30 protein-coding genes and 1 other annotated feature are annotated in these 24,123 nt (G+C 46.1%); of the genes, 22 read left to right on the top strand and 8 right to left on the bottom strand.

The features are described 5' to 3' along the window. The first annotated feature begins 2 nt into the window (after window positions 1-2). Genes IX31_RS04620 through IX31_RS04605 form a run of 4 tightly spaced genes read left to right on the top strand, consistent with a single transcriptional unit; the run spans window position 3 to window position 4,375 of the window. Window positions 3-2,192 (top strand): hypothetical protein, encoded by a 2,190-nt coding sequence (locus IX31_RS04620; protein ID WP_034455989.1) that lies wholly within the window; start codon window positions 3-5, stop codon window positions 2,190-2,192. Window positions 2,193-2,203: 11 nt separating this feature from the next. Next, window positions 2,204-3,019 (top strand): phage baseplate protein, encoded by an 816-nt coding sequence (locus tag IX31_RS04615; RefSeq protein ID WP_034455988.1) that lies wholly within the window; start codon window positions 2,204-2,206, stop codon window positions 3,017-3,019. Further along, a complete protein-coding gene (locus IX31_RS04610; RefSeq protein ID WP_034455987.1) occupies window positions 3,003-3,359 on the top strand; it encodes a phage baseplate plug family protein in 357 nt (118 codons plus the stop codon). The genes IX31_RS04615 and IX31_RS04610 overlap by 17 nt, the downstream gene beginning before the upstream one ends. Further along, complete coding sequence (locus IX31_RS04605; RefSeq protein ID WP_034455986.1) at window positions 3,359-4,375, top strand: hypothetical protein; 1,017 nt, start codon at window positions 3,359-3,361, stop codon at window positions 4,373-4,375. The genes IX31_RS04610 and IX31_RS04605 overlap by 1 nt, the downstream gene beginning before the upstream one ends. A gap of 42 nt (window positions 4,376-4,417) precedes the next feature. Here IX31_RS04605 and IX31_RS23480 read toward each other — a convergent pair whose 3' ends face one another. From IX31_RS23480 to IX31_RS04580, 5 genes are all read right to left on the bottom strand, one after another. Further along, window positions 4,418-4,651, bottom strand: a complete 234-nt coding sequence (locus IX31_RS23480) for a hypothetical protein (protein WP_034455985.1) — start codon at window positions 4,649-4,651, stop codon at window positions 4,418-4,420. A gap of 2 nt (window positions 4,652-4,653) precedes the next feature. Then, a complete protein-coding gene (locus tag IX31_RS04595) occupies window positions 4,654-4,890 on the bottom strand; it encodes a hypothetical protein (RefSeq protein ID WP_034455984.1) in 237 nt (78 codons plus the stop codon). A 2-nt stretch (window positions 4,891-4,892) separates the two neighbouring features. Continuing rightward, window positions 4,893-5,387, bottom strand: a complete 495-nt coding sequence (locus IX31_RS04590) for a hypothetical protein (RefSeq protein ID WP_034455983.1) — start codon at window positions 5,385-5,387, stop codon at window positions 4,893-4,895. Between the two features lie 2 nt (window positions 5,388-5,389). Continuing rightward, entirely contained in the window at window positions 5,390-5,842 is a 453-nt protein-coding gene (locus IX31_RS04585; RefSeq protein ID WP_034455982.1) for a hypothetical protein, read from the bottom strand. 189 nt (window positions 5,843-6,031) lie between these two features. Then, window positions 6,032-7,249, bottom strand: a complete 1,218-nt coding sequence (locus tag IX31_RS04580) for a hypothetical protein (protein ID WP_034455981.1) — start codon at window positions 7,247-7,249, stop codon at window positions 6,032-6,034. Window positions 7,250-7,354: 105 nt separating this feature from the next. On the opposite strand from IX31_RS04580, the gene IX31_RS04575 reads away from it, so the two are divergent. From IX31_RS04575 to ihfA, 10 genes are all read left to right on the top strand, one after another. Then, complete coding sequence (locus IX31_RS04575) at window positions 7,355-8,113, top strand: DUF481 domain-containing protein (protein ID WP_034455980.1); 759 nt, start codon at window positions 7,355-7,357, stop codon at window positions 8,111-8,113. Window positions 8,114-8,380: 267 nt separating this feature from the next. Further along, window positions 8,381-8,632, top strand: coding sequence for a YdgH/BhsA/McbA family protein (locus tag IX31_RS04570; RefSeq protein WP_034457151.1), 252 nt, complete (start codon window positions 8,381-8,383; stop codon window positions 8,630-8,632). Between the two features lie 481 nt (window positions 8,633-9,113). Continuing rightward, window positions 9,114-11,042, top strand: a complete 1,929-nt coding sequence (gene thrS / locus IX31_RS04565; RefSeq protein ID WP_034455978.1) for a threonine--tRNA ligase — start codon at window positions 9,114-9,116, stop codon at window positions 11,040-11,042. Between the two features lie 4 nt (window positions 11,043-11,046). Further along, on the top strand, window positions 11,047-11,589 hold the full coding sequence (gene infC, locus IX31_RS04560; protein WP_072009408.1) for a translation initiation factor IF-3: 543 nt from the start codon (window positions 11,047-11,049) through the stop codon (window positions 11,587-11,589). 96 nt (window positions 11,590-11,685) lie between these two features. Next, window positions 11,686-11,883 carry a 50S ribosomal protein L35 gene (rpmI, locus tag IX31_RS04555; RefSeq protein ID WP_005968897.1) on the top strand — a complete coding sequence of 66 codons (198 nt, stop codon included), beginning with the start codon at window positions 11,686-11,688 and terminating at the stop codon, window positions 11,881-11,883. Window positions 11,884-11,928: 45 nt separating this feature from the next. Continuing rightward, a complete protein-coding gene (rplT, locus tag IX31_RS04550) occupies window positions 11,929-12,285 on the top strand; it encodes a 50S ribosomal protein L20 (protein ID WP_000124850.1) in 357 nt (118 codons plus the stop codon). A gap of 75 nt (window positions 12,286-12,360) precedes the next feature. Beyond that, window positions 12,361-12,483 (top strand) — a sequence feature (Phe leader region). Beyond that, complete coding sequence (pheM, locus tag IX31_RS23130; RefSeq protein ID WP_001386830.1) at window positions 12,366-12,410, top strand: pheST operon leader peptide PheM; 45 nt, start codon at window positions 12,366-12,368, stop codon at window positions 12,408-12,410. It overlaps the preceding feature by 45 nt. 67 nt (window positions 12,484-12,550) lie before the next feature. Continuing rightward, window positions 12,551-13,534, top strand: coding sequence for a phenylalanine--tRNA ligase subunit alpha (gene pheS / locus IX31_RS04545; protein ID WP_034455974.1), 984 nt, complete (start codon window positions 12,551-12,553; stop codon window positions 13,532-13,534). Window positions 13,535-13,548: 14 nt separating this feature from the next. Continuing rightward, window positions 13,549-15,936 (top strand): phenylalanine--tRNA ligase subunit beta, encoded by a 2,388-nt coding sequence (gene pheT / locus IX31_RS04540; protein ID WP_034455973.1) that lies wholly within the window; start codon window positions 13,549-13,551, stop codon window positions 15,934-15,936. A 4-nt stretch (window positions 15,937-15,940) separates the two neighbouring features. After that, window positions 15,941-16,240 (top strand): integration host factor subunit alpha, encoded by a 300-nt coding sequence (gene ihfA, locus IX31_RS04535; protein ID WP_034455972.1) that lies wholly within the window; start codon window positions 15,941-15,943, stop codon window positions 16,238-16,240. 63 nt (window positions 16,241-16,303) lie between these two features. Here ihfA and IX31_RS04530 read toward each other — a convergent pair whose 3' ends face one another. From IX31_RS04530 to IX31_RS04520, 3 genes are read right to left on the bottom strand one after another with little or no spacing between them, the layout of a single operon-like run. Further along, window positions 16,304-16,660, bottom strand: a complete 357-nt coding sequence (locus IX31_RS04530; RefSeq protein ID WP_034455971.1) for a DUF1869 domain-containing protein — start codon at window positions 16,658-16,660, stop codon at window positions 16,304-16,306. 7 nt (window positions 16,661-16,667) lie between these two features. Then, complete coding sequence (locus IX31_RS04525) at window positions 16,668-17,000, bottom strand: TehB family protein (RefSeq protein WP_034455970.1); 333 nt, start codon at window positions 16,998-17,000, stop codon at window positions 16,668-16,670. A gap of 3 nt (window positions 17,001-17,003) precedes the next feature. Further along, a complete protein-coding gene (locus IX31_RS04520; protein ID WP_034455969.1) occupies window positions 17,004-17,360 on the bottom strand; it encodes a TehB family protein in 357 nt (118 codons plus the stop codon). 46 nt (window positions 17,361-17,406) lie between these two features. Here IX31_RS04520 and IX31_RS23390 point away from each other — a divergent pair, with 46 nt between their 5' ends. The 8 genes from IX31_RS23390 to selO all read left to right on the top strand — a co-directional run bounded on the left by IX31_RS23390 (window position 17,407) and on the right by selO (window position 24,077). After that, entirely contained in the window at window positions 17,407-17,664 is a 258-nt protein-coding gene (locus tag IX31_RS23390) for a hypothetical protein (protein ID WP_157837362.1), read from the top strand. Between the two features lie 43 nt (window positions 17,665-17,707). Then, window positions 17,708-18,688: a vitamin B12 ABC transporter permease BtuC gene (gene btuC / locus IX31_RS04515; protein ID WP_034455968.1), complete on the top strand. Its 981-nt coding sequence runs from the start codon at window positions 17,708-17,710 to the stop codon at window positions 18,686-18,688. A gap of 31 nt (window positions 18,689-18,719) precedes the next feature. Beyond that, entirely contained in the window at window positions 18,720-19,268 is a 549-nt protein-coding gene (locus tag IX31_RS04510; protein WP_034455967.1) for a glutathione peroxidase, read from the top strand. Further along, window positions 19,268-20,014, top strand: a complete 747-nt coding sequence (gene btuD, locus IX31_RS04505) for a vitamin B12 ABC transporter ATP-binding protein BtuD (RefSeq protein WP_034455966.1) — start codon at window positions 19,268-19,270, stop codon at window positions 20,012-20,014. Before IX31_RS04510 ends, btuD begins: the two co-directional genes overlap by 1 nt. 80 nt (window positions 20,015-20,094) lie before the next feature. Continuing rightward, window positions 20,095-20,556, top strand: coding sequence for an NlpC/P60 family protein (locus tag IX31_RS04500; protein WP_034455965.1), 462 nt, complete (start codon window positions 20,095-20,097; stop codon window positions 20,554-20,556). 138 nt (window positions 20,557-20,694) lie between these two features. Then, window positions 20,695-21,669: a LacI family DNA-binding transcriptional regulator gene (locus IX31_RS04495; protein ID WP_034455964.1), complete on the top strand. Its 975-nt coding sequence runs from the start codon at window positions 20,695-20,697 to the stop codon at window positions 21,667-21,669. Window positions 21,670-21,836: 167 nt separating this feature from the next. After that, complete coding sequence (locus IX31_RS04490) at window positions 21,837-22,553, top strand: EAL domain-containing protein (RefSeq protein WP_034457150.1); 717 nt, start codon at window positions 21,837-21,839, stop codon at window positions 22,551-22,553. A gap of 78 nt (window positions 22,554-22,631) precedes the next feature. Continuing rightward, window positions 22,632-24,077 carry a protein adenylyltransferase SelO gene (gene selO / locus IX31_RS04485; protein ID WP_034455963.1) on the top strand — a complete coding sequence of 482 codons (1,446 nt, stop codon included), beginning with the start codon at window positions 22,632-22,634 and terminating at the stop codon, window positions 24,075-24,077. Window positions 24,078-24,123: the final 46 nt, after the last annotated feature.

The raw sequence follows: 24,123 nt of genomic DNA, 5'->3' as shown, positions 1-24,123 counted from the left end.
TAATGGAAATGGTCGTTGATGAATTTGTAATTGCCCTATCAATCAAGGACAACATTACAAACGCTGTCAAGAAACTTGAGCGTGATACAGAGGCTCTACTCGTAAAACTTGAAGAGAGATTTGCAAAGCTTTCTAAAAGTATCCCAGCAGGCGTAGGTGGTGGTAGTAAGCCAGCCCCAAGGCCAGCTACTAAAAAGAATTTTGATGACAGAGCTTATGCAGCCGCTAACAGTGCAACTATCAACAAGATGCTTAACGGTGGGGCGCAATCAGCTTTAGCGGCTATGGAGGCTAAATCTAAGATATGGGCTGCTGCTGGCAGAGCTAACATTGACCAAGCTGCATCAGGGTTTAAGAGAACCTTAATTGACACTCAGAATGTGCTGAGAAGCTTTAATACAAGAGCAGCTAATCAATCTGGTGCTACTCGAATTGCTCCAGAGATTGCACCACAGCCAAGGTTTAGATTCCTGGGTCGTAGTGCTGCTGAAGCTAATAACACTGGAGAGAACTCGCCTGTATTCAGTCGTACTATCACTAATGCACAAAATGGTATTCGTGCTTTCAATGGTCGAGTTAATCAGGCTGGTAACGCATTAGGACGAGCATCACAAGGTGCAAATAACCTTGCTCATAGTTCACAGGCTGCTCACAGTGGGCTTCAGGGAATGATTGCAGGCTTCTTTGCACTGCATACTGTGATGCATCTTCTTACCGAGTCTATTCAGGTAGGTATGGAGCGCCAGAGAGCCATGAATGGCTTTGAACTTGCCTACAATAAACAAGGTGAAGCCGCTGCACAGGCTGAAGAGGTCAGAAAGTTATCGGACAAATATGGGACGAATCTCAGTGAGGCTTTACAGCAATCTGCACAGATTAAAAACCTCTTGGGTGATGTCATGTCAAACAAGGAGCTTGCTCAGTATCACGAAAGCGTAACTGTAGAGGCTGGCATGGGTGGTAACACTCAGGAACAGATTAACCGCTTCACAATGGCTCTTGAGAAGATGTCTGGTGCTAAGAATGGTGGTGGTGTTCAGTTCATCCAGATTCAAAAAGCTATGCCAGCAATCTTGGCAAGAATGGCACGTGAACAAGGTGTGAATCAGACCACTCTCCGTGGTAAAGCCAAAGGTATGACGGGTGAACAGTTCGCCAAGATGATTACTGATTTCATGGCGCGTGATATCACCACCAAGAATGCTAATGGTGTAACTGCTCGTGACCAGTACGCAAAGTCTGACTTTGTAATGATGAACAGGGTTAGAAACGATACCCTGGATTCAATGGTGACATTCCAGAAGGCAGCCTCAACAGGTGTGTCTGCATTTGCTGAATCACTGTCAAATCTGATGAGAAGCAATCAATGGTTGTTCAACTGGCTAGGTGATGCGTTTAACGGATTGCTTACCAGACTGACACCATTGATAACAGCATTCTCAGACTTCCTGATTTACCTTGATATTATCGGTATTGGTATTCAGCAGTGGTATCACCAGCTATCGCCAGAGATGCAAGGTTTAGTAGATGTCTTCACTGGTATCACCAAAGACCTGTTAGCAGCAGCATTTGTGGTAACACTTGGCTCAGTAATTGGTAGTGTCATTGCTTCTCTGTGGAGGCTTAACGCTGCAATACTTGGTGCTGTTGGTGGTGGTAGCGCTGCTGCTGGTGCAGGTATGGTTGGTCTGATGGGTGCAGTTGGTAGTCTTGCATTAGCTATTGCAGGTGCATACATGGTTGTTAAACCTGTAGCTGATAAATGGTTTGATGCTGGTGACAAGTACGGACGTGAACACTATGGTAGTGACACTTTAGCAGGTGGCAATATCAGGGCTGGTTCCCCAGTTGGTCATGCATGGAAAGATGTTATCGAGTGGTGGAAGAATCTAACCTCCAGTGCTGATGGTATTTCACCAGATGATTTCAGCAAAGGTAACCTTGCAGCTATTACAAGAAACAACGCTTCATTGGTTCCACAGGATATGTCTAAGATTGCTGAGAATATGACACCACCACAAAAGGTTGATTTCAATCTGACTACCCCACAGGAAACTAAAGTGAATGTCATTCTTGACCTTCAGAATATGAAGCAACAGATTGATGCAATGATTCAATATCATGTTGATGACTCTACTCAACTTCAGAATTTTGATGGTAAGGCTTTAAGCTATCATCCTCAATTAAGGTAAAAAAAACATGAATGAACTTATTAACAAAAGCAGCAGGACTTGCAGCTACTGCAATTAATCTTTTCCCTGTAACAAATAAAGACGGGGTGTACTTTCACCCTAAAGATAATCTTACAGTCCTGCTAAAACTATCTGCTACTGAAGAGTTCTCTTCATCATCTCAATACTCAGTTTCGACACTACCAACTGTTGACACGCTAACTGTTACCGATGCTATCACCAGACAATCCAAGAAGGTTTCTGTTAGAGGTGTATTGGTGCCATCTGTGGTGGGTGCAGGTGTTAGTGTCTCAGTATCTGACTTTGTAGAAACCGTTGAACTGTGGCGTAAGCAGCGACAAATCATGACCATTCACTTACCTGATGGAATGACCATTGAGCAAGCGTTTATCACCAGCTTTGATGCATCACGTGATAAGACCAATAGCAAGGGCTTTAACATCAGCATTGAATTTGAAGAGATTATGTCCTTCCCTCAGAGGTTAGGTAAGGGTGTAGCTACTATCAAGGCTGGTGATACGCAAGCTTCCTCTGGTCAACCAACAACGAATAAAGGCTCTGTGACATCTAAGGTCGAGAAAGGGCAGCTATCAACCACTGAAGGTAGCTCTCGTAAAGCTTGTGATGCAGTCCTTGCTATAGAGAACACCTATAAGGGTCAACGTAGCGACATCTGGAATGCAATGTCTAAGTGTAAATCTGCTCAGTTATCTAATGCTGGAGTACTAGACAAGGCATCAGCAGAGGAAGCTGCAAGACAGGTCTACAAAGTCAACGGGGCTAATCCCAATAAGAATAAGGGGGCTGCAAATGGCCTACATAATTAACGTTCCAGATAATGACTGGTCATCTCAGGTTGTTATTCTTGGTAAGAGTCGATACAGACTGGAACTTAAATTTAAAGAGAGACTTAATAGATGGTACTTCAGTCTCTTTGATAATGATGGTGAAAGACTTGTAACGGAAAGAAAAATTATCCCTGGTGTATTCCTTACTGAACCATTCAGTTTTGAAGGGTTTGAAGGTGCATTAATTTGTGAAGTTCAATTTGGTGCTGATGAATATCCGTCGAGAGATAACCTTGGAAGGGGTAAAGCTTTTGAGTTGCAGTATCTGACCGCTGAAGAGATGCGTTTACTCGCAGACTTGTTTAATGAGGTGGTTTAATGTCCAGCAGATTAAGAGATTATGAAATCACTGTCGGTTCTGCGTCAGAAGTGTTTGGCGGTGACCCTTCACAATTGAAAAGAAGCGCAACAGCATCAGTAGTAACTAATCTTCAGATTGAAGGCTCAGTATCGGTATCAAACGATTATACGAATACGCAGTCTGATATGGCTCAGTTCAAGATTTACAACTTATCAAGTGCACTTAAAGACCAGTTCAAAATTCCTGGTGCAGCCATCATGATTAGGGCAGGGTATACCGATAGCTCAAAGCGTGATGAATCTGGTGAGATTATCAGGGATGCTGAAGACTTACCTGTAGTCTATGTCGGTACGATTATCCATACCACTACAACACGACGTGGTAATGATGTTGTAACGGTTGTCTACGCTTCTTCAGATAAACTTGAAAGAGCAATGATTAAAACATCAAATGCTTTTGCGCCTGGTGTGCCTGTTACCGCTGTAATTGAATATTTCCTTTCACTGATAAACATGCCACGTGCTCACATTGACTTATCATCAGTTGCCTCAAATGCATATTCTGGTGGTCTGTCAGTCTATGGGAATGCTTTTGCAGAACTTCAAAGGGTCTGCTCTGAGTGGAAGCTGAAGCTATTCGTGCACGACAAGCAAATAAACATCGTTCCTGCTGTACCCAATGAGAAATCAACCGTTGAGGTGTGGGATATCTATTCTGGTGACATTCTTGATGTGCCTGAACAGACTTACGAGCGAACTCAAACGAGAGAGAAGGTTCTCAAATCTGGTAAGACTCCTGCTGTGAAGGAACTGAAGCCTGGTGAGGTTCTCACTGTTGAAGATGGTCTACGTACAGTCACTAAGAATGGATTGAATTTCTCAGTCCCATTAGATGGACGTATTAAGGTTGGTCACTACGTCAGATTAAATGATATTGGTGACGTAACTGGTGTTTATCGAGTTGAGAAGTTATCTCACAGTTTTACATACATTGGCGGTAGCTGGTCTACTTCTCTTGAAACAATCCCCGTATAAAAATAAACCCTGTTCAGTGTTGGCTGTTCAGGGTTTTTTCTTTCATTTAACCTTAACTAAGAACATGTACTGATGTGTAATTACATCAAATGGCTCATCAATTTTTGGATATTTGATTTTCAAATAAATACGTGTTCGCTCAATGTATCCACTTATCCAGGTGTACCACACCCCCTCAAAATAGACTTCATCACCTTTATTTATGTTTGTATAAAATACTTCTCGTACAATAAAGGTTCTCTTGTCCTTCAGGAGATTGATTAACTCTTCTTTCATGGCTACTCAGTATCAACACTCGTATCTGTATCAATGTTATAGAGGGTTGAGCCATCGTTAGACGCCTGAACAGTGTCACCCTCAGTAAACTCTTCAATATCCTGACTATCAACGGTGTATTCATTCCCGTCAGAGAGCGTTACCGTAGAAGAGTTTAAATCCACATCATCCACAGTTTCAGCAGCCATTACAGGTGCTGCCAGTATCAATGCGAAACCTAAAGCTATTGCATATCTCATGTTTAATTACCCTGTTGTGCTTCTAGTATGCCTTTATTGTGTGAATCTCTCAGCCCATGCATAAGGTTATCTTTATAGCTACCATGCTTATAGCAATAATAGCTCTGCTTTCCGAATGGTGGGAATACAGCTATAACATCACCAGTATTAGCAATCTCTCCTTTACCGAAAACAACAAAGAAAAAGATGTTATCCAGAGCATCAGGTTTAATCTCTTTCTCATACAAGGCTATTGCTGGTAATGAATTGGTGTTGTACTTATTTGTATCCTGATAAGACAGCAGGGATTCATTATTAAACTTGAAACCTTTTAGAGTCTCACCATCCAGAGTAAAACTTTTGAAAGCACCGTTGCTATAGTCAATATCAAGAGTCGCCTCCCATGACCGAGCTAATCCGTTAAAAGCATATACATCATCTTCACAAGTGTATTTAACAGGTGATGCATAAACAGATGTGGTTAACATCATGCAGGTAACCAGTAATCCCAGCTTCATGTTTAATTACCCTGTTGCTCTTCTAGTATGCGTTTATTGTGTGAATCTCTAAGTTGGGTTAGCTGTTTATCAATAGCGCTTCCATTCTTATAGCAGTTATAAGTCATTCCATTCTTATCCTCTGAAACAAGAATTACTTCAGCAAACTTTACACCATTGCTCTTACCATAAATCAGGACATCTAATTCACCTTTCCTGAAAGCTGCTATAGGTGAACCGAAATCATAAAACATTGAATCTTTGTTTGGTTCGTGAGCAAGCATCTTGATTATCTGCATGTCTTCACTGTCATAATCAAGGTCGTTGTGAGATACACCTCTCAGGGTGAAATTATTCATTCGAGCATTCTGGTAATCTGCATCAACTATTGCTGTCCATGAAGGAGCTATAGCATTAGTAAAGCTATCTTCTTCACAAGTGTATTTAACAGGTGATGCATAAACAGAACCAGCCATTAACATTCCAGAAATAAACAAACCAACTTTCATTTTATTAATTAACTTATCCGGTGAGGTAGTGCCAATATCATATTATTACTGCACCCCTCCAACAATCGTAATGTATTGGCCTTTGCATCTGGTACTGAACAACCAACAATTACACCAAGGCAAAGTGTGATTAGAATGATATGGTAATTTTTCATCTTACTTTGCCTCTGCTAAGAAATTACATTTGACCTCATCACTTTTCAGAGCTTCTTCATATTTCTCTATAAGTCGAGAGTAAACCTTAGCTTTAGTGCTGTAGTTCTTCTCACCAAGTCGGAACCATTGACCGGAATCATCCTGCGTAAACTCACTAATGAACTCACCTGATGGAGTAAACAGTGTGAAAACAGAAGGGGAGGATTGAACGGTGTTTGATTCCATCTCCTTTACTCTCTTATCCAAAGCAGCATATTCATCAGCCGTTAAGCGTTTAAACTCTTCAAACCATCTTGTTAGCTTTGTGAACTGCATTAGCATGGTCAATTCAGACTTGTGCTCACTGAAGTTCAGCATCCCTATGAATTTCAGGTTAACTGATGCTCTGTACTGTGTAGGCTTGTCACAATCTACCCGTTTAATGATATTCACCTGGTCAAGGTTAGTTACACCCTCATTCTTTAGATACTCACGAACTTTTTTGAAGAACTTCTGTTTAGGGGTAAGTTTAATCGTTGGTGTTTGTGGTTCACCATCACTAACCAGAGCAGCACAATAGGAATCAGCAAACGTATAAAGCACATCACGTTTAGTTCTGAGATAGCGCATACCATCCCCAAAACGTACTATTTGCAGTTCTCCTGAAGTAGGGAAAGTGCGCTTATCAATCGTAGCAACAAGGCTGCCTTTCTTTGTACGTAGTTCCAGTGTGTCAGGTGCAACTTCCTTAGTGCATGATTCCATCTCATCAAGCAGTTCGTTTAACTCTGCATAATCATCAGCAAACTCAGCTTTGAAATCTTCAACCCATTTAGCCAGCTTCACAGACATTCTTTCGTGGGCTTTGGCTGTACGTTGATAGATAACAGGGGCATTACGAAGGCCAGATTCAGTGTCAGTATTGTAAGTAACCTGAGTGCTGTATGAGATAACCGCAGGGTTAAGAGCTTCAATTTCCTCAGTGGTTAATGTCTCTAATTTAACATCCCCTTTTAGGGTAAAAGCCCATACATCAGCATCAAGGTTGATTCTGCTCAGGTCGGTTATTGCTTTCTCCTTGGTTAGGTTGTGGAGCAATACAAAGAACTCTTTTCTAGTTGTGGTGCTGCTCGGTTCGTTGTGAACGATGCATGTGTATTTCTGTTCTGGAGTTCCAGAGCCATATTTAGTGCATTGAGCAGCCAGTTTCAAAATCTTCTTGGTGATGTGGTCAGTCATTTTTTCATCTCTCTCTGATTAAATTTATTTTTAAATTTGCTACGATAGTCACCGTTAAAGGCGTACCAATCGCCAAATCCTTGTGTCGTATCTTAGAGAGTTGAAATGAATTTAGTTAAGACAGTACCGGCTGCAATTTTGCTGACCGGAAGTGCGCTATTGAGTCACTTTGCAATTGCAGATAATTCGGTTTTCACTGTCATGGATGACCCATCTACTGCTAAGAAACCGTTCGAAGGTAACCTGAATGCGGGTTATCTTGCGCAATCAGGTAACACCACAAGCTCTTCGTTGACAGCGAACACCAATATGACCTGGTATAACACCTCTACCGCATGGTCAATTTGGGGTAATGCAAACAACACCTCCTCTAACGATGAGCGCTCTTCTGAGACATATTCGGCTGGTGGTCGTAGCCGTTACAACATGACCGACAGTGATTACCTGTTTGGCCAAGCCAGCTGGTTAACTGACCGTTATAACGGTTATCAAGCGCGTGACGTAGCGACAGCCGGTTATGGTCGCCAGTTCCTCAGTGGCCCGGTTCACAGTCTGCGTGTGGAATTTGGTCCTGGTGTGCGTTATGACGAATACAGTGATGGTGGCCATGAGACCCAGGTTCTGGGTTACGCATCGGGTATCTATAACTGGCAGTTGACCGATAACGCTAAATTTATCCAGGGCGTTTCCGTGTTGGGTAGTGAAGATACGACGGTGAACTCTGAAACTGCGCTTGAAGTAGCAATCAATGAGCATTTTGGTTTGCGGGTTGGCTACAACGTCACCTGGAACTCAAATCCACCTGATTCTGCTCCAGAGCATACAGATAGACGTACCGCAGTTACTCTTGGTTATAAGATGTAATTGGTAAAGCCGGGTCATTCCCGGCTTTAATGTTTTATTTTATCGTTCTGTGCTAATATTATTTTGGTCCATGGTTTTGTTTTAAATAAAATCTAATATGCCAACTTTCCTTCATAATCTCTCCACAATCTAGCACTTCGACATATATTCAGTATCTTTGAAACTATTTGACAAATAAATTGACTGGGAAAAAGTGTGATCTGGATCTACTCTTATTTTGTATAAGGCAATATGCCTGCAGGTCCACTAAATAAGAGAATAATGAATATGAAAACAATTAAATATACCGCTACAGCAGTTGTGCTTTCTGTAATTTCATTCGGTGCATTTGCAGCCCAACCTACAACTACCACTACTTTAGCGAGCACTACTGTCGCCCCGCAGACTGCACCATCCAACACATGGCATGCTACTGATATTGAAGCTGGCTCAAATATCCAGCCTGGCGCTCAATCAACAGGCCGTTCAATGGATGATGCTTTTGATGTCCATACACTGGTTGCTGGCGAGTGGTATTAGTAAATAAAGCAGTGATGATTATGTTTCATTTGTGCGAAATTGCTAATTGATCGCTCATTTTCAAATTCGCATGAAATAAAAAGCCGGAGCAGGATGCCCGGCTTTTTATTTTTTAACCTTATAAACCGGTAATGTAATTATTCGTCAAGGGCAATGTTTAGAAAAGCTTATTAGTTTTACTTGTATTTGTTTCGAATATACGAACGTGTTTTCGTTGATAATTGCATAAAAAAGTGGGTAAAACAGTCAGTTATTATTATCGTTCTCAAGATGTTTCTGGGCTGCAAAACGCGACATAACCTGCTTAAAGTGATAGTATTCTCAACCGTCGTGAAGCCTGTGCTCTGCACGCTCACGCATAAATTGTGGAGTCGGCCTTGCAATTGTGGGCGAGATGACGACACAACCGGTTGAAACCAAAGAAAAATAAACGTTGCATGTGATCTTGCGTATGGGTCACCACTGCAGATAAGGACTTATAATGCCTGTTATTACTCTTCCTGATGGCAGCCAACGCCATTACGACCATGCTGTTAGCCCACTGGATGTAGCCCTGGACATCGGTCCTGGCCTTGCCAAAGCGTGTATCGCTGGCCGTGTTGATGGCGAACTGGTTGATGCATCTGATCTTATTGAGCACGATGCTAAACTCGCGATTATCACCGTTAAAGATGAAGCTGGCCTGGAGATTCTCCGCCACTCATGCGCCCACTTATTGGGCCATGCTATCAAACAACTGTGGCCGCACACTAAAATGGCGATTGGCCCGGTTATTGATAACGGTTTTTACTACGACGTTGACATTGACCACACGCTGACGCAGGAAGATCTTGAGCTGCTCGAGAAGCGTATGCACGAGCTGGCTGAGAAAGATTACGATGTCATCAAGAAGAAAGTGAGCTGGCACGAAGCCCGCGAAACTTTCGTGAACCGTGGTGAAAGCTACAAGGTTGCGATTCTTGATGAAAACATCAGCCATGATGATAAGCCAGGTCTGTATCATCATGAAGAATACGTTGATATGTGCCGTGGTCCGCACGTACCAAATATGCGTTTCTGCCATCATTTCAAACTACAGAAAACATCCGGTGCATACTGGCGTGGCGATAGCAGCAACAAAATGCTGCAACGTATTTATGGCACCGCATGGGCAGATAAAAAGCAGCTGAATGCTTATCTGCAACGCCTGGAAGAAGCGTCTAAGCGCGATCACCGTAAAATTGGTAAGCAACTCGACCTGTATCATATGCAGGAAGAAGCGCCAGGTATGGTGTTCTGGCATAACGACGGCTGGACTATCTTCCGTGAGTTGGAAGTATTCGTACGTTCCAAGCTCAAAGAGTACCAGTATCAGGAAGTGAAAGGCCCGTTCATGATGGACCGTGTGCTGTGGGAAAAAACCGGCCACTGGGACAACTACAAAGATGCAATGTTTACCACTTCTTCCGAGAACCGTGAATACTGCATCAAGCCAATGAACTGCCCTGGTCATGTGCAGATCTTTAACCAGGGGTTGAAGTCTTACCGCGACCTGCCATTGCGTATGGCTGAGTTTGGTAGCTGTCACCGTAACGAGCCGTCAGGCGCGTTGCATGGACTGATGCGTGTTCGCGGCTTTACTCAGGACGATGCTCACGTATTCTGTACCGAAGAGCAGGTTCGCGATGAAGTGAACAGCTGTATCCGCATGGTCTATGACATGTACAGCACCTTCGGTTTTGAAAAAATCGTTGTGAAGCTGTCGACCCGCCCGGAAAAACGCATCGGTACCGACGAAATGTGGGATCGTGCAGAGGCGGATTTGGCCGTAGCGCTGCAAGAAAATAATATACCGTTTGATTATCAACCGGGTGAGGGTGCATTCTATGGCCCTAAAATTGAATTTACCCTATACGACTGCCTGGATCGTGCATGGCAGTGCGGTACTGTACAGCTGGACTTCTCTTTACCATCACGCCTGAACGCGTCTTATATCGGCGAAAGTAACGAACGCCTGGTTCCGGTAATGATTCATCGTGCAATTCTCGGATCTATGGAACGTTTCATTGGTATCCTGACCGAAGAATTCGCGGGCTTCTTCCCAACCTGGCTGGCACCGGTACAAGCAGTGGTCATGAATATCACTGATGGACAGTCTGATTACGTCGACGAATTGACCCGTAAACTGCAAAATGCAGGCATTCGTGTAAAAGCAGACTTGAGAAATGAGAAGATTGGCTTTAAAATCCGTGAACACACGTTGCGTCGTGTCCCTTACATGTTAGTTTGTGGCGACAAAGAGGTCGAAGCAGGCAAAGTAGCCGTTCGTACCCGTCGTGGCAAAGATTTGGGGAGCATGGACGTCAACGAATTGATTGAAAAGCTGCAAAACGAAATTCGCAGCCGCAATCTAAATCAACTAGAGGAATAGAGTTATTAAAGGCGGAAAAAGAGTTCAACCGGCGCGTCCTAATCGCATAAACAGAGAAATTCGTGCCACTGAGGTTCGTCTGACAGGTATAGACGGCGAGCAACTAGGTATTGTGAGTCTGAATGAAGCTTTAGAAAAAGCCGAGGAGGCTGGGGTTGATTTAGTTGAAATCAGTCCTAATGCTGAACCGCCTGTTTGTCGAATTATGGATTACGGCAAATTCCTCTACGAAAAAAGCAAATCTTCTAAGGAACAGAAGAAAAAGCAAAAAGTTATTCAGGTTAAGGAAATCAAATTCCGACCTGGTACCGATGATGGCGACTATCAGGTAAAACTCCGCAGCCTGGTTCGCTTTCTGGAAGAGGGTGATAAAGCTAAAATCACACTGCGTTTCCGCGGTCGTGAAATGGCTCACCAACAGATTGGTATGGAAGTGCTTAACCGCGTCCGTGACGATCTGAGTGAACTGGCAGTCGTCGAATCCTTCCCATCGAAGATCGAAGGCCGCCAGATGATCATGGTGCTCGCTCCGAAGAAGAAACAGTAAGGCCATCAAGTAACAGTTCTCGCGAGGTCTCGGCCTCGTGAGTCTTGTTCGCCTTCTGGTTCGTTTTATTAACAATGCGAAGTGGAAAGTTATTAAATGCCAAAGATTAAAACTGTACGCGGCGCCGCTAAGCGCTTCAAAAAGACCGCCGGTGGTGGTTTTAAGCGTAAGCACGCTAACCTGCGTCATATTCTGACTAAAAAGTCTACTAAGCGTAAACGTCACCTGCGTCCGAAAGGTATGGTCTCCAAAGGGGATCTGGGCCTGGTCATCGCTTGCCTGCCGTACGCATAAGTAGCACTTTTTAATTAATTCAGAATATAGAACAGGAGAGCTAATATGGCTCGCGTAAAACGTGGTGTAATCGCACGTGCTCGTCACAAAAAAATCCTTAAACAAGCCAAAGGCTACTACGGTGCGCGTTCACGCGTATACCGCGTTGCTTTCCAGGCTGTTATCAAAGCTGGCCAATATGCTTACCGTGACCGTCGTCAACGTAAGCGTCAATTCCGTCAGCTGTGGATTGCACGTATCAACGCTGCAGCTCGTCAGAACGGGATCTCTTACAGCAAATTCATCAACGGCTTGAAAAAAGCTTCTGTTGAAATCGACCGTAAGATCCTGGCTGACATCGCCGTATTCGACAAAGTGGCATTTACTGCACTGGTTGAGAAAGCGAAAGCAGCTCTGGCGTAAGCCAGTTATTAGAGGGAGCTTGCTCCCTCTTTTAATTTCTAATGGTATGTTTAACACTGATCAATAAGGTAACTGCAAGCATGAATGCTGCTATTTTCCGTTTCTTTTTTTACTTTAGCACCTGAATTCGGGGGCTTTGCGCGTAAGAAAAGAAACGAAAAATAGCGCCGAAAGCCTCCATTAGGAGGCTTTTTTTTTGCATCCCTTTTTATCTTTATATACGGATCAACTACCCCGGTAATTATGCCGGCATAAGAGGAATACCATGCCACATCTCGCAGAGCTGGTTGCCAACGCAACGGCCGCCATAAACGAGGCCCAGGATGTTGCCGCGTTAGACAACGTACGCGTCGAGTATTTAGGGAAAAAAGGTCATCTGACCCTCCAGATGACTACCCTGCGTGAATTGCCAGCAGAAGAGCGCCCAGCCGCCGGTGCAGTAATTAACGAAGCCAAAGAGAAAGTGCAGGAAGCATTGAATGCTCGTAAAAATGCACTTGAAAGTGCTGCGCTGAATGCTCGCCTGGCAGAAGAAACTATCGATATCTCACTGCCCGGGCGCCGTGTTGAAAATGGTGGTTTGCACCCGGTTACACGCACCATCGACCGTATTGAAAGCTTCTTTGGGGAGTTAGGCTTTACCGTGGCAACTGGCCCGGAAATCGAAGATGACTATCACAACTTCGATGCGCTGAATATTCCAGGCCATCACCCTGCTCGTGCTGACCACGATACATTCTGGTTCGATGCAACGCGTTTACTGCGCACCCAGACCTCTGGCGTTCAGATTCGCACCATGAAAGACAAGCAGCCGCCGATTCGTATTATCGCGCCGGGACGCGTGTATCGTAACGACTACGATCAGACTCACACGCCGATGTTCCACCAGATGGAAGGTTTGATTGTTGATACCAATATCAACTTCGCTAACCTGAAAGGTACCATCCACGATTTCCTGAACAACTTCTTCGAAGCTGATTTGCAGATTCGTTTCCGCCCGTCTTACTTCCCGTTCACCGAACCATCCGCAGAAGTTGATGTGATGGGTAAAAATGGCAAATGGTTGGAAGTATTAGGCTGCGGCATGGTGCATCCGAACGTTCTACGTAACGTTGGTATCGATCCAGAAGTTTATTCAGGCTTTGCTTTCGGTATGGGCATGGAGCGTTTGACCATGCTGCGCTACGGCGTAACCGATTTGCGTGCATTCTTCGAAAATGATTTACGTTTCCTCAAACAGTTTAAATAAGGGCGGGATATCCAATGAAATTCAGTGAACTCTGGTTACGCGAATGGGTAAATCCAGCCAACAGTAGTGAAGAGCTTTCCGGTCAAATTACTATGGCTGGTCTTGAAGTTGATGGTGTTGATGCCGTTGCGGGCGAATTCAACGGTGTGGTTGTGGGTGAAGTGGTTGAGTGTGGCCAACATCCAAATGCTGACAAACTGCGTGTAACAAAAGTTAATGTCGGTGGTGACCGTCTGTTAGACATCGTTTGTGGCGCACCAAATTGCCGTCAGGGCCTGAAAGTTGCTGTGGCAACCGTTGGTGCTGTGTTGCCAGGTGATTTCAAAATTAAAGCAGCAAAGCTGCGCGGTGAGCCATCTGAAGGCATGCTCTGCTCATTCTCCGAGTTGGGCATTTCCGATGACCACAACGGTATTATTGAGCTGCCGCTGGATGCCCCGATTGGTACTGACATCCGTGAATACCTGAAGCTTGACGACCAGACTATCGAAATCAGCGTAACGCCAAACCGTGCCGATTGCCTCGGTATCATCGGTGTTGCCCGTGATGTCGCGGTTGTGAACCAACTTCCGTTAAACGTGCCAGAAATAGCTACTGTAGCGGCGACTATTACCGACACGCTGCCAATTCGTGTCGACGCGCCTGAAGCATGTCCACGTTACCTGGGCCGTGTGGTTAAAGGTATCAACGTCAAAGCACCTACGCCGCTGTGGATGAAAGAAAAACTGCGTCGTTGCGGTATTCGTTCTATTGATGCAGTGGTTGACGTGACTAACTACGTGCTGTTGGAACTCGGCCAGCCGATGCATGCGTTTGATAAAGACCGCATTGAAGGTGGCATCGTTGTGCGTATGGCAGAAGAGGGCGAAACCCTGACGCTGCTTGATGGTAACGAAGCGAAGTTGAATGCCGATACTTTGGTCATTGCTGACCACAACAAAGCACTGGCAATGGGTGGCATCTTTGGTGGCGAACATTCTGGTGTCAATGATGAAACCCAGAACGTACTGCTTGAGTGTGCATTCTTCAGCCCGCTGTCTATTACTGGCCGCGCGCGTCGCCATGGCTTGCATACCGATGCTTCCCATCGTTATGAACGCGGTGTGGATTCAGCGTTGCAGTACAAAGCAATGGAACGTGCGACCCGTCTGTTGATCGATATTTGCGGCGGCGAAGCTGGCCCGGTTATTGATGTTACTAATGAAGCACATCTGCCAAAAGCTGCCACAATTACTCTGCGTCGCAGTAAGCTCGACCGTCTGATTGGCCACCATATTGCAGATGCTCAGGTTGGCGATATTCTGCGCCGTCTGGGCTGTGAAGTGACTGAAGGTGATAACCAGTGGACGGCGGTTGCTCCAAGCTGGCGCTTTGATATGCAGATTGAAGAAGATCTGGTTGAAGAAGTGGCGCGCGTTTATGGCTACAACAGTATCCCTAACGAGCCTGTACAAGCCGGTCTTATCATGGGCACTCACCGTGAAGCTGACCTTTCGCTCAAGCGTGTGAAAACCATGCTGGTCGATAAAGGCTACCAGGAAGTGATCACCTACAGCTTTGTTGATCCTAAAGTTCAACAGCTGCTGCACCCGGGTGAAGAAAATCTGATTCTGCCAAGCCCAATTTCCAGCGAAATGTCAGCAATGCGTTTGTCCCTGCTGACCGGCCTGCTCAATACTGTGGTTTATAACCAAAACCGCCAGCAGGCGCGTGTGCGTATCTTTGAGTCCGGTTTACGCTTTGTTCCTGATACGCAGGCAGACCTGGGTATTCGTCAGGATCTTATGCTGGCTGGTGCGATCTGTGGTAACCGTTATGAAGAGCATTGGGATCTGGCGCGTAACACCGTCGACTTCTATGATTTGAAGGGCGATCTGGAAGCGGTTCTGGATCTGACGGGTAAACTTTCAGACATCGAATTTAAAGCAGCAAGTAACCCAGCCTTGCATCCGGGACAAAGTGCTGCCATTTATTTAGGTGGGGAATACGTTGGTTTCATTGGTGTTGTCCACCCGGAACTGGAACGTAAGCTTTCGCTCAATGGTCGTACACTGGTGTTCGAAGTGCTGTGGAACAAGCTTGCAGACCGCGCTGTGCCTGAGTCTAAAGAGATTTCTCGTTTCCCTGCGAACCGTCGTGACATTGCTGTTGTGGTTGCAGAAAACGTTCCCGCAGCAGATATTTTGGCAGAGTGTAAGAAAGTTGGCGCAAATCAGGTAGTTGGCGTAAACTTGTTTGATGTGTACCGTGGTAAAGGTGTAGCCGAAGGTTATAAGAGCCTTGCCATAAGCCTTATCCTGCAGGATACGGGCCGTACACTCGAAGAAGAGGAGATGGCCGCTACCGTTGCAAAATGTGTAGAGGCATTAAAAGAGCGATTCCAGGCATCATTGAGGGATTGAACGTATGGCGCTTACAAAAGCTGAAATGTCAGAATATCTGTTTGATAAGCTAGGGCTTAGCAAACGTGATGCTAAAGAGTTGGTAGAGCTGTTTTTCGAAGAGGTTCGTCGCGCTCTGGAAAATGGCGAGCAGGTTAAGCTATCAGGCTTTGGTAATTTTGACTTACGCGATAAAAACCAACGTCCCGGGCGTAACCCGAAGACTGGTGAAGATATTCCTATCACGGCACGCCGTGTAGTGACCTTCAGACCTGGTCAGAAGTTGAAGAGTAGGGTTGAAAACGCGTCGCCGAAAGACGAGTAACCTGAATTAACCAAAAAGGCCGCTTTAGCGGCCTTTTTCTTTGCTTTGAGCCGTCCTGAATAACTACCAACCGCATACGTTATGATCATCATCTTCATCATAACCGCGCACGATATTAATCAGTTCTTTTACCATTTCGGCGGCCGTATTCGGAGCTGCCAGTTCATCAAGCGTGCTGAAATCTTTGTCTACAGACACCCCGTTATTATTGTTGGTCACGGAAAGCGCATAACCTTTATCGCACAGGGCACAATCCTCGGACAGTGCTAAGCAGTCTACCAGCGTCGTGACAGCCTCATTTGCGAAGACTGGAACATAGAGAGCCATAGGCTTCAAATACACTTTCTCAGCGACTGCCCCAGTTCTGCGATTCATTATCGCCAGCGTATACCCCTTATTTTCTTCTCCGTTATCCATCATTATTACTTTATCCTTCTATTAAAATTTGTGGGTCAACGTAGAAATCAACGCTGAACAAGACATCATCTGTTAACGCTTCGATGAAGTGCCATTTCTCCGGCGGGAATACGGCAAATTGGCCTGCCTCGATGGTTAAAGTTTCCAGCACTTCGGGGCTAAACTCGTCAGAAAAATTGTAATAGCGAATAATTCCTTCCATCACTGATAAACGCGGATAGACCCCCTGTCGCGTACCCGCGTCAAGATGTCGACGCCAAATACCCGGAGGTGCAGTTTCACGGTTCCAGAAAGGCGTACTACGAGTGTGAACGTAATGTGATGGGATCTCGATTCGCTTCATTTATTAATCCTTGTGAGTATTCACTACCTGACCAAAACCTTTCCCGCTCAGTTGCACTTCCGGCTCAGCAAAAAAATCGATATTGAAATAGGTATCGTCGGTCAACAGCTCAATACGATGCCATTTCTGCGGGGGGCTGATGCCAAAGCAACCCGCCTCTATAACCAGTTCCAGATCTGGTGTTGTCGCTTCCGCATCGGCGAAACCAAAGTATTTGACGGCGCCTCGCATGACGGAAAGACGACCATAGACGCCGGCTTTAGTGTTGTGATGACTTAAAAGTGCAGCAGGGACATTCGATTTATCAAAGAATTGTGTGGCACTAGTGTGGACGTAATTGGCAGGAATAGTGAGTTTCATTGTTTTATCCCTCGTTTGGGGTCAGTACGACCCGATATGAGATTTAATGGCAAACCATCGCCGTGCGATTATGCGATTATGCGATTATGCGATTATGCGATTATTTGATAATAGCAAAAAATATTTTAAAGATAGTGTACCTGTAAAAGGCGCCGTTACGATTCGCCAGGTGCTCTATCCCTATAAAAATCCCTTACGTAACCACTTAGTGGTATCAAAAAAGAGGGCGGGTAATCAGCCTATAAAATCCGCATCTGGCAGCTTTCTTCTTTTCTTCTTGTTCTGCGCGGAAAATCCCTCGTAAAATCAAATTTATGAATGGCTACTAATCGGACCTTATTACCCAGATGCTCACTTTTGTCGCTCAACAACGCCGCCACGAACGCCGTTGGCTACTTGCATTGTTTGCCACAATGTTGGGGATGGTGGTGCTGAGTTTAAGCGCCGGCGACCAGTGGTTTGCTCCGCAACACTGGATGCGTGAGGATGCTCAACTGTTCATCTGGCAGATCCGCATGCCCCGTACCTTAGCAGTGCTATTGGTTGGCGCGGCATTGGCGATCTCTGGCACCATTATGCAGGCCCTTTTCGAAAACCCGCTGGCCGAGCCGGGCCTGCTTGGTGTATCCAATGGTGCAGGTGTTGCGCTGGTCGCTGCGGTATTACTTGGGCAAGGGATGCTGCCGGACTGGATCCTGGGAATTTGCGCGATCGCCGGTGCGCTGATTATCACATTTATCCTGTTACGTTTTTCGCGGCGGCATCTTTCAAATAGTCGATTGTTGCTTGCGGGTGTGGCTCTGGGGATTATCTGTAGTGCGCTGATGACCTGGGCTATCTATTTCAGTTCAAGCCTCGACTTACGCCAGTTAATGTATTGGATGATGGGTGGTTTTGGAGGTGTAGACTGGCGGCAATGGTGGTTGATGATAACTCTGCTGCCTGTGATGTTGTGGTTATGCCGCAACTACGCCCCCCTGAACTTAATGGCGTTGGGTGAAATGTCAGCTCGTCAGCTCGGCCTGCCTGTCTGGTTGTGGCGCAATATTATGGTCATTGCAACTGGCTGGTTGGTCGGTGTGAGTGTGGCACTTGCCGGTGCTATTGGTTTTATCGGCCTGGTCATCCCACATATGCTGCGTCTGAAGGGGCTAACGGATCACCGTATCTTATTGCCTGCCAGTGCGCTGGCAGGTTCAACAGTGTTGCTTGGGGCTGATGTCATTGCACGTCTGGCACTTGTTTCGGCTGAATTGCCGATAGGTGTTGTGACAGCAACCCTGGGCGCTCCGCTATTTATATGGCTACTATTAAAAGCTGGGAAATAACCATCGTTTGATTTCAATTTAAGGGGACACAATGCAAGACATTCTGAATACTGAAGTCACTACCATTGATGGTGAAGCGACAACGCTCGAAAACTGGAAAGGTAAAGTACTGCTGGTGGTGAACGTAGCCTCTAAATGCGGCCTGACGGTGCAATACGAACAATTAGAGAATCTGCAAAAAGAGCTGCAACACGAAGGTTTCTCGGTTCTTGGTTTCCCATGCAACCAGTTCCTGGGCCAGGAGCCGGGTAGCGAAGAAGAGATCAAAACCTTTTGCAGCACTACTTATGGTGTGACGTTCCCTATGTTTAGCAAAGTGGATGTCAATGGAGAGAATCGTCACCCGTTGTACCAAAAATTAGTGGCTGCCGCGCCAACTGCGGTTGCGCCTGATGGGAGTGGCTTTTTTGAACGCATGAGCAGCAAAGGTCGTGCACCCGCTCATGCTGGCGATATTCTGTGGAACTTCGAGAAATTCCTTATCGGGCGCGATGGCCAGGTTATTCAACGTTTCTCACCTGATATGACACCTGAAGACCCGGTTGTTATTGGTGCTATCAAGTCGGCGCTGGCGAGATAATGTCGTTGTTACAGCTTAACGATGTGGTTGTGGCGGAGCGGCTTGGGCCGATTTCCGCCATTGTACACACGGGCGAACTGGTGCATCTTGTCGGGCCAAACGGCGCGGGGAAAAGCACATTGTTAATGAGAGCTGCAGGGTTGAGTTTGGGAGGCGGGGAAATAACCTTTGCCGGCAGCAACCTGAACGAATGGCAACCCACGCAACTGGCTCGCCATCGTGCTTATCTTTCTCAGCAACAGATGCCACCATTTTCCATGCCTGTCTGGCACTACCTGCAAATGCATCAACAAGTCACTCCTGACGATAGCGTGATGCTCAAGCTCGTTGGCAGTTTGGGTCTGACAGATAAACTTACGCGCAGTGTTAACCAGCTTTCTGGCGGCGAGTGGCAGCGTGTTCGCCTCGCAGCCGTCGTGTTACAAATTCATCCTGAAATTAATCAGCATGGGCGCTTGCTCCTGCTGGATGAGCCAATGAACAGCCTGGATATTGCGCAGCAAACTGCGCTGGACAGAATTCTGATGGCGTTATGCGAAGCGGGCATTGCGGTGTTGATGAGCAGCCATGATTTGAACCACAGTTTGCGTCATGCCCATACTGTCTGGTTATTGCGTGCGGGTAAAATGATTGCACAAGGTAAGCGGGATGATGTGCTGTCTGTGCAACATTTAGCGACAGCCTATAACATGCACTTTCGTAGAATGCAGGTTGAAGGGCACAGCATGCTGATAGCCACACTTTAATTGCTGGTAAAAACTTGCACCAAATCATAGGTAAGCGCTAAATTACTGGAAATTATAAACGGGTGAGGACTAGCCTGAAAATGCGTGTATGGATTCTTGTAGTGGCATGTCTGGTGCTCGCTGGGTGTAGCCATCATGCGCCACCTCCAAATTCTCGTCTTTCAGACTCGATAACGGTGATTGCCAGGCTTAATGATCAACTCAGCGGCTGGCATGGCACTCCGTATCGTTATGGTGGCATGAGCCGTCGTGGCGTCGATTGTTCCGGTTTTGTGTCAATTACTTTCCGCGACCGGTTTGATCTGCAACTGCCACGCGAAACGCGCCAGCAGGCCAAAATTGGCACTGAAATTGATAAAGATGATTTACTCCCGGGCGATCTGGTGTTCTTTAAGACGGGGTCCGGTGAAAGTGGCCTGCATGTTGGTATTTACGATACGGACAACCAATTCATTCATGCCTCGACCAGCCGTGGCGTGATGCGATCGTCGCTCGATAATGTCTACTGGAGCAAGAAATTCTGGCAGGCCCGCCGTATCTAGCACCGTTATTTTCCTCGACCAGGGCCAGGCTATTGGCCCTAAACGTGACTCCCTTCAGCAATTCCGCGGCTAACCCAGGTACGATTCACAATATCAGGTAATATCTGGGAGCATTTCGCTCCTACTAAAGGATAGTTCATGGTGACTCTCGAAGATGTTGCCGCCAGCGCAGGTGTATCCCGGGCGACCGTCTCGCGCGTGGTGAATGGCGACAATAAAGTTAAAACACAGACCCGAATCAAAGTTGAAGCGGCGATCATTGAATTAGGCTACACGCCGAATCCTGCGGCTCGAGCTTTAGCATCCAGTCAGAGCAATACATTAGGGCTTGTCACGACCTCTTATCGTGGCGGTTTCTTCGGGGCACTGATGGATACCATTCAGAGTGAAACTGAATTACACGGAAAACAGTTATTAGTGACCCAAGGGCGTGATACTGCTGAGAAAGAGCTCAATGCAATTCAGCGGCTGTTTAATTTACGTTGTGATGGCCTGATATTACACGTCCGCGCCATCACCGATGGCACTCTTGTGCAACTGGCTGAACAAGATCGCAAATTCATTATTCTTGACCGGGACGTTCCGGGGCTTGAATCACGCTGTGTGGTGTTTGATCATCGCGCGGCGAGTGCTCTTGCCACTCAGGTTTTTATTGATGCAGGCCATACTGCAATTGCTTGTTTGCATGGGCCGAGTGGACGATCTTCAAGCTTACTACGTCTTCAGGGTTTTATTGATGCAATGAATCAGGCGCAGCTGTTGCCGGTTGCGGTGCTGGGTGGCGAGTACGACATGCCGGGTGGCTATCAATTGGCATCTCAGTTACTGGAGAGTGCCCAACCGACGGCTATTTATTGTTGTAATGAGGAGTTGGCGGTAGGTGCAATGCTGGCAATCACTGAACGCGGGCTGCGAATTCCCCAGGATATCTCACTTGTTTGTTACGACAGTGGAGAAAGAGCCGCATTTGTTCGACCTGCAATTACCAGTGTTCATTTTCCGATAAGTGAAATGGCGCGTTTTGCGATCCGTAAATTATTGGAAAATAATTATGAGAATGAATCTTTTTCTCCCAAGATAATCCACCGTGATTCTGTCCGTCATATTCGCTAAAACTGGCGATAGGAAGATAACCAGGATAATATAATTATATTCAAAAAGAATCTGATACACATATCAAGGATGACCTTGCGTTTAAATACAATCAAATCAATCCAGTTAACGCTGGATGTTCATCGTGTCACGATGCCCTCCACCTCATGCGAAACACGGCTGGCCATATGATCCTCGTACTCGATACACAATATCGTTCGGATTTTTATTTCCAGCCTGTTTACTTGCCGCAGGGTGAAGTTTTAGGTGTTGAATTATTAGTTAATTTTGTTGGAGTCGATGCGCCGGTGCGTATTCCAACAGAATTAGTTGCGCCGGTTATTAAATCAGAACAGCAATTAATATTGTTTCATGAGCAAATAGAATTACTCGAAAACTATCAAGAATTCTTTAAGGCTCAGAACATGGTTGTCTGGGTGAATATAAGTGCGGTAATTGTTGATGAGGTTTTAGCCAATTCAGCGCTGGCTTCGCGCCTGGCGCAGCTTCCGTTCATTGAGTTTTCTATCAATGAAAACTTCCCCGAGTTAAATCATGGCAATGAAAATACGCGTTTAGTAACAATGTGTAAGCATTATTCATTAGCGCTGGCTAATTTTGGTGCGGGAGTGGCGACGACTAAACCGATTTTTGATGGGCTATTTAAACGTGTATTTATGGATAAATTATTTATTCATAAACAAATTAAACAACGTTCTTTTGAACCCTTTATGCTAGCAATGCTTGCCCAACTGACTCCTTTTTGCCAGACACTGATTATAACGGGTATTGATGATGACGCAGCGCGCAAGAAAGTCCTCTCATTAACTACCTTTGCCATGCAGGGGAATTATTGGCCAGCTATTGCACCTGAGGCATTAACCGACTGGTTTCATTCTAATTAACCCGCTCGAGTGAATACCCCTGCCAACGTGCTGTGTTTAAAACCTCAGACAAGCACTACACTATCGGCAGGAGGTAACATGACCAATAAACCTGTATTTAACAATAGCTGGCACGATGAATTGCCCGGCTTTTACACGGCTCTGAAGCCCACGCCGCTGCATCATTCCCGGCTTTTTTATTATAACCGTCCATTGGCTGATGACCTTGGGCTTGATACCTCATTGTTTGACCAATCTCATGCGGGTATCTGGAGTGGTGAAACGCTACTTCCGGGTATGCAGCCTTTAGCTCAGGTTTATAGCGGACATCAGTTTGGTGTCTGGGCGGGGCAACTTGGCGACGGGCGCGGTATTTTGCTCGGTGAACAGCAACTGGCTGACGGACGCAAATTTGATTGGCACTTGAAAGGCGCAGGCTTAACGCCTTATTCGCGGATGGGCGATGGCCGCGCCGTGTTGCGCTCAACGGTGCGTGAATTTCTCGCCAGCGAAGCGATGCATGGCTTAGGAATTCCAACCACGCGTGCGCTCAGTATCGTCACCAGCGACACTCCGGTACGTCGCGAAACCACTGAGCAAGGCGCAATGCTGATTCGTGTGGCGCAAAGCCACGCCAGGTTTGGTCACTTCGAGCATTTCTACTATCGCCGTGAACCTGAAAAGGTTCAGCAACTGGCGGATTATGTGATTGCCCATCACTGGCCGCATCTGGTTGATGAAAAAGATAAATATCAGCTTTGGTTCCGCGATGTTGTCGAGCGTACCGCACAGATGATTGCCAACTGGCAAACTGTTGGGTTCGCCCATGGGGTGATGAATACCGACAATATGTCGATTCTCGGCCTGACGATGGATTACGGCCCGTACGGTTTCCTTGATGACTATCAGCCTGATTTTATCTGCAACCATTCCGATCATCAGGGGCGTTATGCTTTTGATAATCAACCAGCCGTAGGCCTGTGGAACCTGCAACGCCTCGCGCAGACGCTATCACCGTTTATCTCGGTCGAATGGCTAAAAGAGTTGCTCGACCACTATCAGTTCGCGCTGATGAAAGCATTCGGGGAATTAATGCGCGGTAAACTGGGACTGTTGACTGAACAAACGGCAGATAATGACATTCTCACGGAACTGTTTGGCTTGATGGCAAAAGAGGGTAGCGATTACACGCGCACTTTCAGAATGCTAAGCCTGACTGAGCAAAATTCAGCAAGCTCGCCGCTACGGGATGAATTTATCGACAGAGCTGCTTTTGATAGCTGGTTTACCCGCTATCGAACTCGTCTGCAAATTGAGCAGATTACTGACGAACAACGTCAGCAGGCAATGAAAGCTGCGAATCCTTCAATTGTTCTGCGTAACTGGTTAGCTCAGCGTGCCATTGATGCCGCCAATAAAGGGGATGTAAGTGTTCTGGCTGAACTACATGAAGCACTTCGCCATCCATTTGCTGAACATCCGGACGATTTGACACAACGTCCGCCGGACTGGGGCAAACGGTTAGAAGTGAGTTGTTCAAGCTAAAAAACCGGTGGATGGCGCTACGACTTTTGTAGGTCGGATAAGCGCA

This window comes from Buttiauxella noackiae (assembly GCF_000737905.1).
GTDB classification, from domain to species: Bacteria; Pseudomonadota; Gammaproteobacteria; order Enterobacterales; family Enterobacteriaceae; genus Buttiauxella; species Buttiauxella noackiae.
The sequence above is the reverse complement of the archived record's forward strand: the minus strand, read 5'-3'. Positions and strand labels throughout refer to the sequence as shown.

Excerpts from the sequence above, each read along its gene's own strand:
- IX31_RS04620 (WP_034455989.1), top strand. The coding sequence starts at position 3 with ATGGAAATGGTCGTTGATGAATTTGTAATTGCCCTATCAATCAAGGAC.
- IX31_RS04615 (WP_034455988.1), top strand. The coding sequence starts at position 2,204 with ATGAACTTATTAACAAAAGCAGCAGGACTTGCAGCTACTGCAATTAAT.
- IX31_RS04610 (WP_034455987.1), top strand. The coding sequence starts at position 3,003 with ATGGCCTACATAATTAACGTTCCAGATAATGACTGGTCATCTCAGGTT.
- IX31_RS04605 (WP_034455986.1), top strand. The coding sequence starts at position 3,359 with ATGTCCAGCAGATTAAGAGATTATGAAATCACTGTCGGTTCTGCGTCA.
- IX31_RS23480 (WP_034455985.1), bottom strand. The coding sequence starts at position 4,651 with ATGAAAGAAGAGTTAATCAATCTCCTGAAGGACAAGAGAACCTTTATT.
- IX31_RS04595 (WP_034455984.1), bottom strand. The coding sequence starts at position 4,890 with ATGAGATATGCAATAGCTTTAGGTTTCGCATTGATACTGGCAGCACCT.
- IX31_RS04590 (WP_034455983.1), bottom strand. The coding sequence starts at position 5,387 with ATGAAGCTGGGATTACTGGTTACCTGCATGATGTTAACCACATCTGTT.
- IX31_RS04585 (WP_034455982.1), bottom strand. The coding sequence starts at position 5,842 with ATGGCTGGTTCTGTTTATGCATCACCTGTTAAATACACTTGTGAAGAA.
- IX31_RS04580 (WP_034455981.1), bottom strand. The coding sequence starts at position 7,249 with ATGACTGACCACATCACCAAGAAGATTTTGAAACTGGCTGCTCAATGC.
- IX31_RS04575 (WP_034455980.1), top strand. The coding sequence starts at position 7,355 with ATGAATTTAGTTAAGACAGTACCGGCTGCAATTTTGCTGACCGGAAGT.
- IX31_RS04570 (WP_034457151.1), top strand. The coding sequence starts at position 8,381 with ATGAAAACAATTAAATATACCGCTACAGCAGTTGTGCTTTCTGTAATT.
- thrS (WP_034455978.1), top strand. The coding sequence starts at position 9,114 with ATGCCTGTTATTACTCTTCCTGATGGCAGCCAACGCCATTACGACCAT.
- rpmI (WP_005968897.1), top strand. The coding sequence starts at position 11,686 with ATGCCAAAGATTAAAACTGTACGCGGCGCCGCTAAGCGCTTCAAAAAG.
- rplT (WP_000124850.1), top strand. The coding sequence starts at position 11,929 with ATGGCTCGCGTAAAACGTGGTGTAATCGCACGTGCTCGTCACAAAAAA.
- pheS (WP_034455974.1), top strand. The coding sequence starts at position 12,551 with ATGCCACATCTCGCAGAGCTGGTTGCCAACGCAACGGCCGCCATAAAC.
- pheT (WP_034455973.1), top strand. The coding sequence starts at position 13,549 with ATGAAATTCAGTGAACTCTGGTTACGCGAATGGGTAAATCCAGCCAAC.
- ihfA (WP_034455972.1), top strand. The coding sequence starts at position 15,941 with ATGGCGCTTACAAAAGCTGAAATGTCAGAATATCTGTTTGATAAGCTA.
- IX31_RS04530 (WP_034455971.1), bottom strand. The coding sequence starts at position 16,660 with ATGATGGATAACGGAGAAGAAAATAAGGGGTATACGCTGGCGATAATG.
- IX31_RS04525 (WP_034455970.1), bottom strand. The coding sequence starts at position 17,000 with ATGAAGCGAATCGAGATCCCATCACATTACGTTCACACTCGTAGTACG.
- IX31_RS04520 (WP_034455969.1), bottom strand. The coding sequence starts at position 17,360 with ATGAAACTCACTATTCCTGCCAATTACGTCCACACTAGTGCCACACAA.
- IX31_RS23390 (WP_157837362.1), top strand. The coding sequence starts at position 17,407 with ATGGCAAACCATCGCCGTGCGATTATGCGATTATGCGATTATGCGATT.
- btuC (WP_034455968.1), top strand. The coding sequence starts at position 17,708 with ATGCTCACTTTTGTCGCTCAACAACGCCGCCACGAACGCCGTTGGCTA.
- IX31_RS04510 (WP_034455967.1), top strand. The coding sequence starts at position 18,720 with ATGCAAGACATTCTGAATACTGAAGTCACTACCATTGATGGTGAAGCG.
- btuD (WP_034455966.1), top strand. The coding sequence starts at position 19,268 with ATGTCGTTGTTACAGCTTAACGATGTGGTTGTGGCGGAGCGGCTTGGG.
- IX31_RS04500 (WP_034455965.1), top strand. The coding sequence starts at position 20,095 with ATGCGTGTATGGATTCTTGTAGTGGCATGTCTGGTGCTCGCTGGGTGT.
- IX31_RS04495 (WP_034455964.1), top strand. The coding sequence starts at position 20,695 with ATGGTGACTCTCGAAGATGTTGCCGCCAGCGCAGGTGTATCCCGGGCG.
- IX31_RS04490 (WP_034457150.1), top strand. The coding sequence starts at position 21,837 with ATGATCCTCGTACTCGATACACAATATCGTTCGGATTTTTATTTCCAG.
- selO (WP_034455963.1), top strand. The coding sequence starts at position 22,632 with ATGACCAATAAACCTGTATTTAACAATAGCTGGCACGATGAATTGCCC.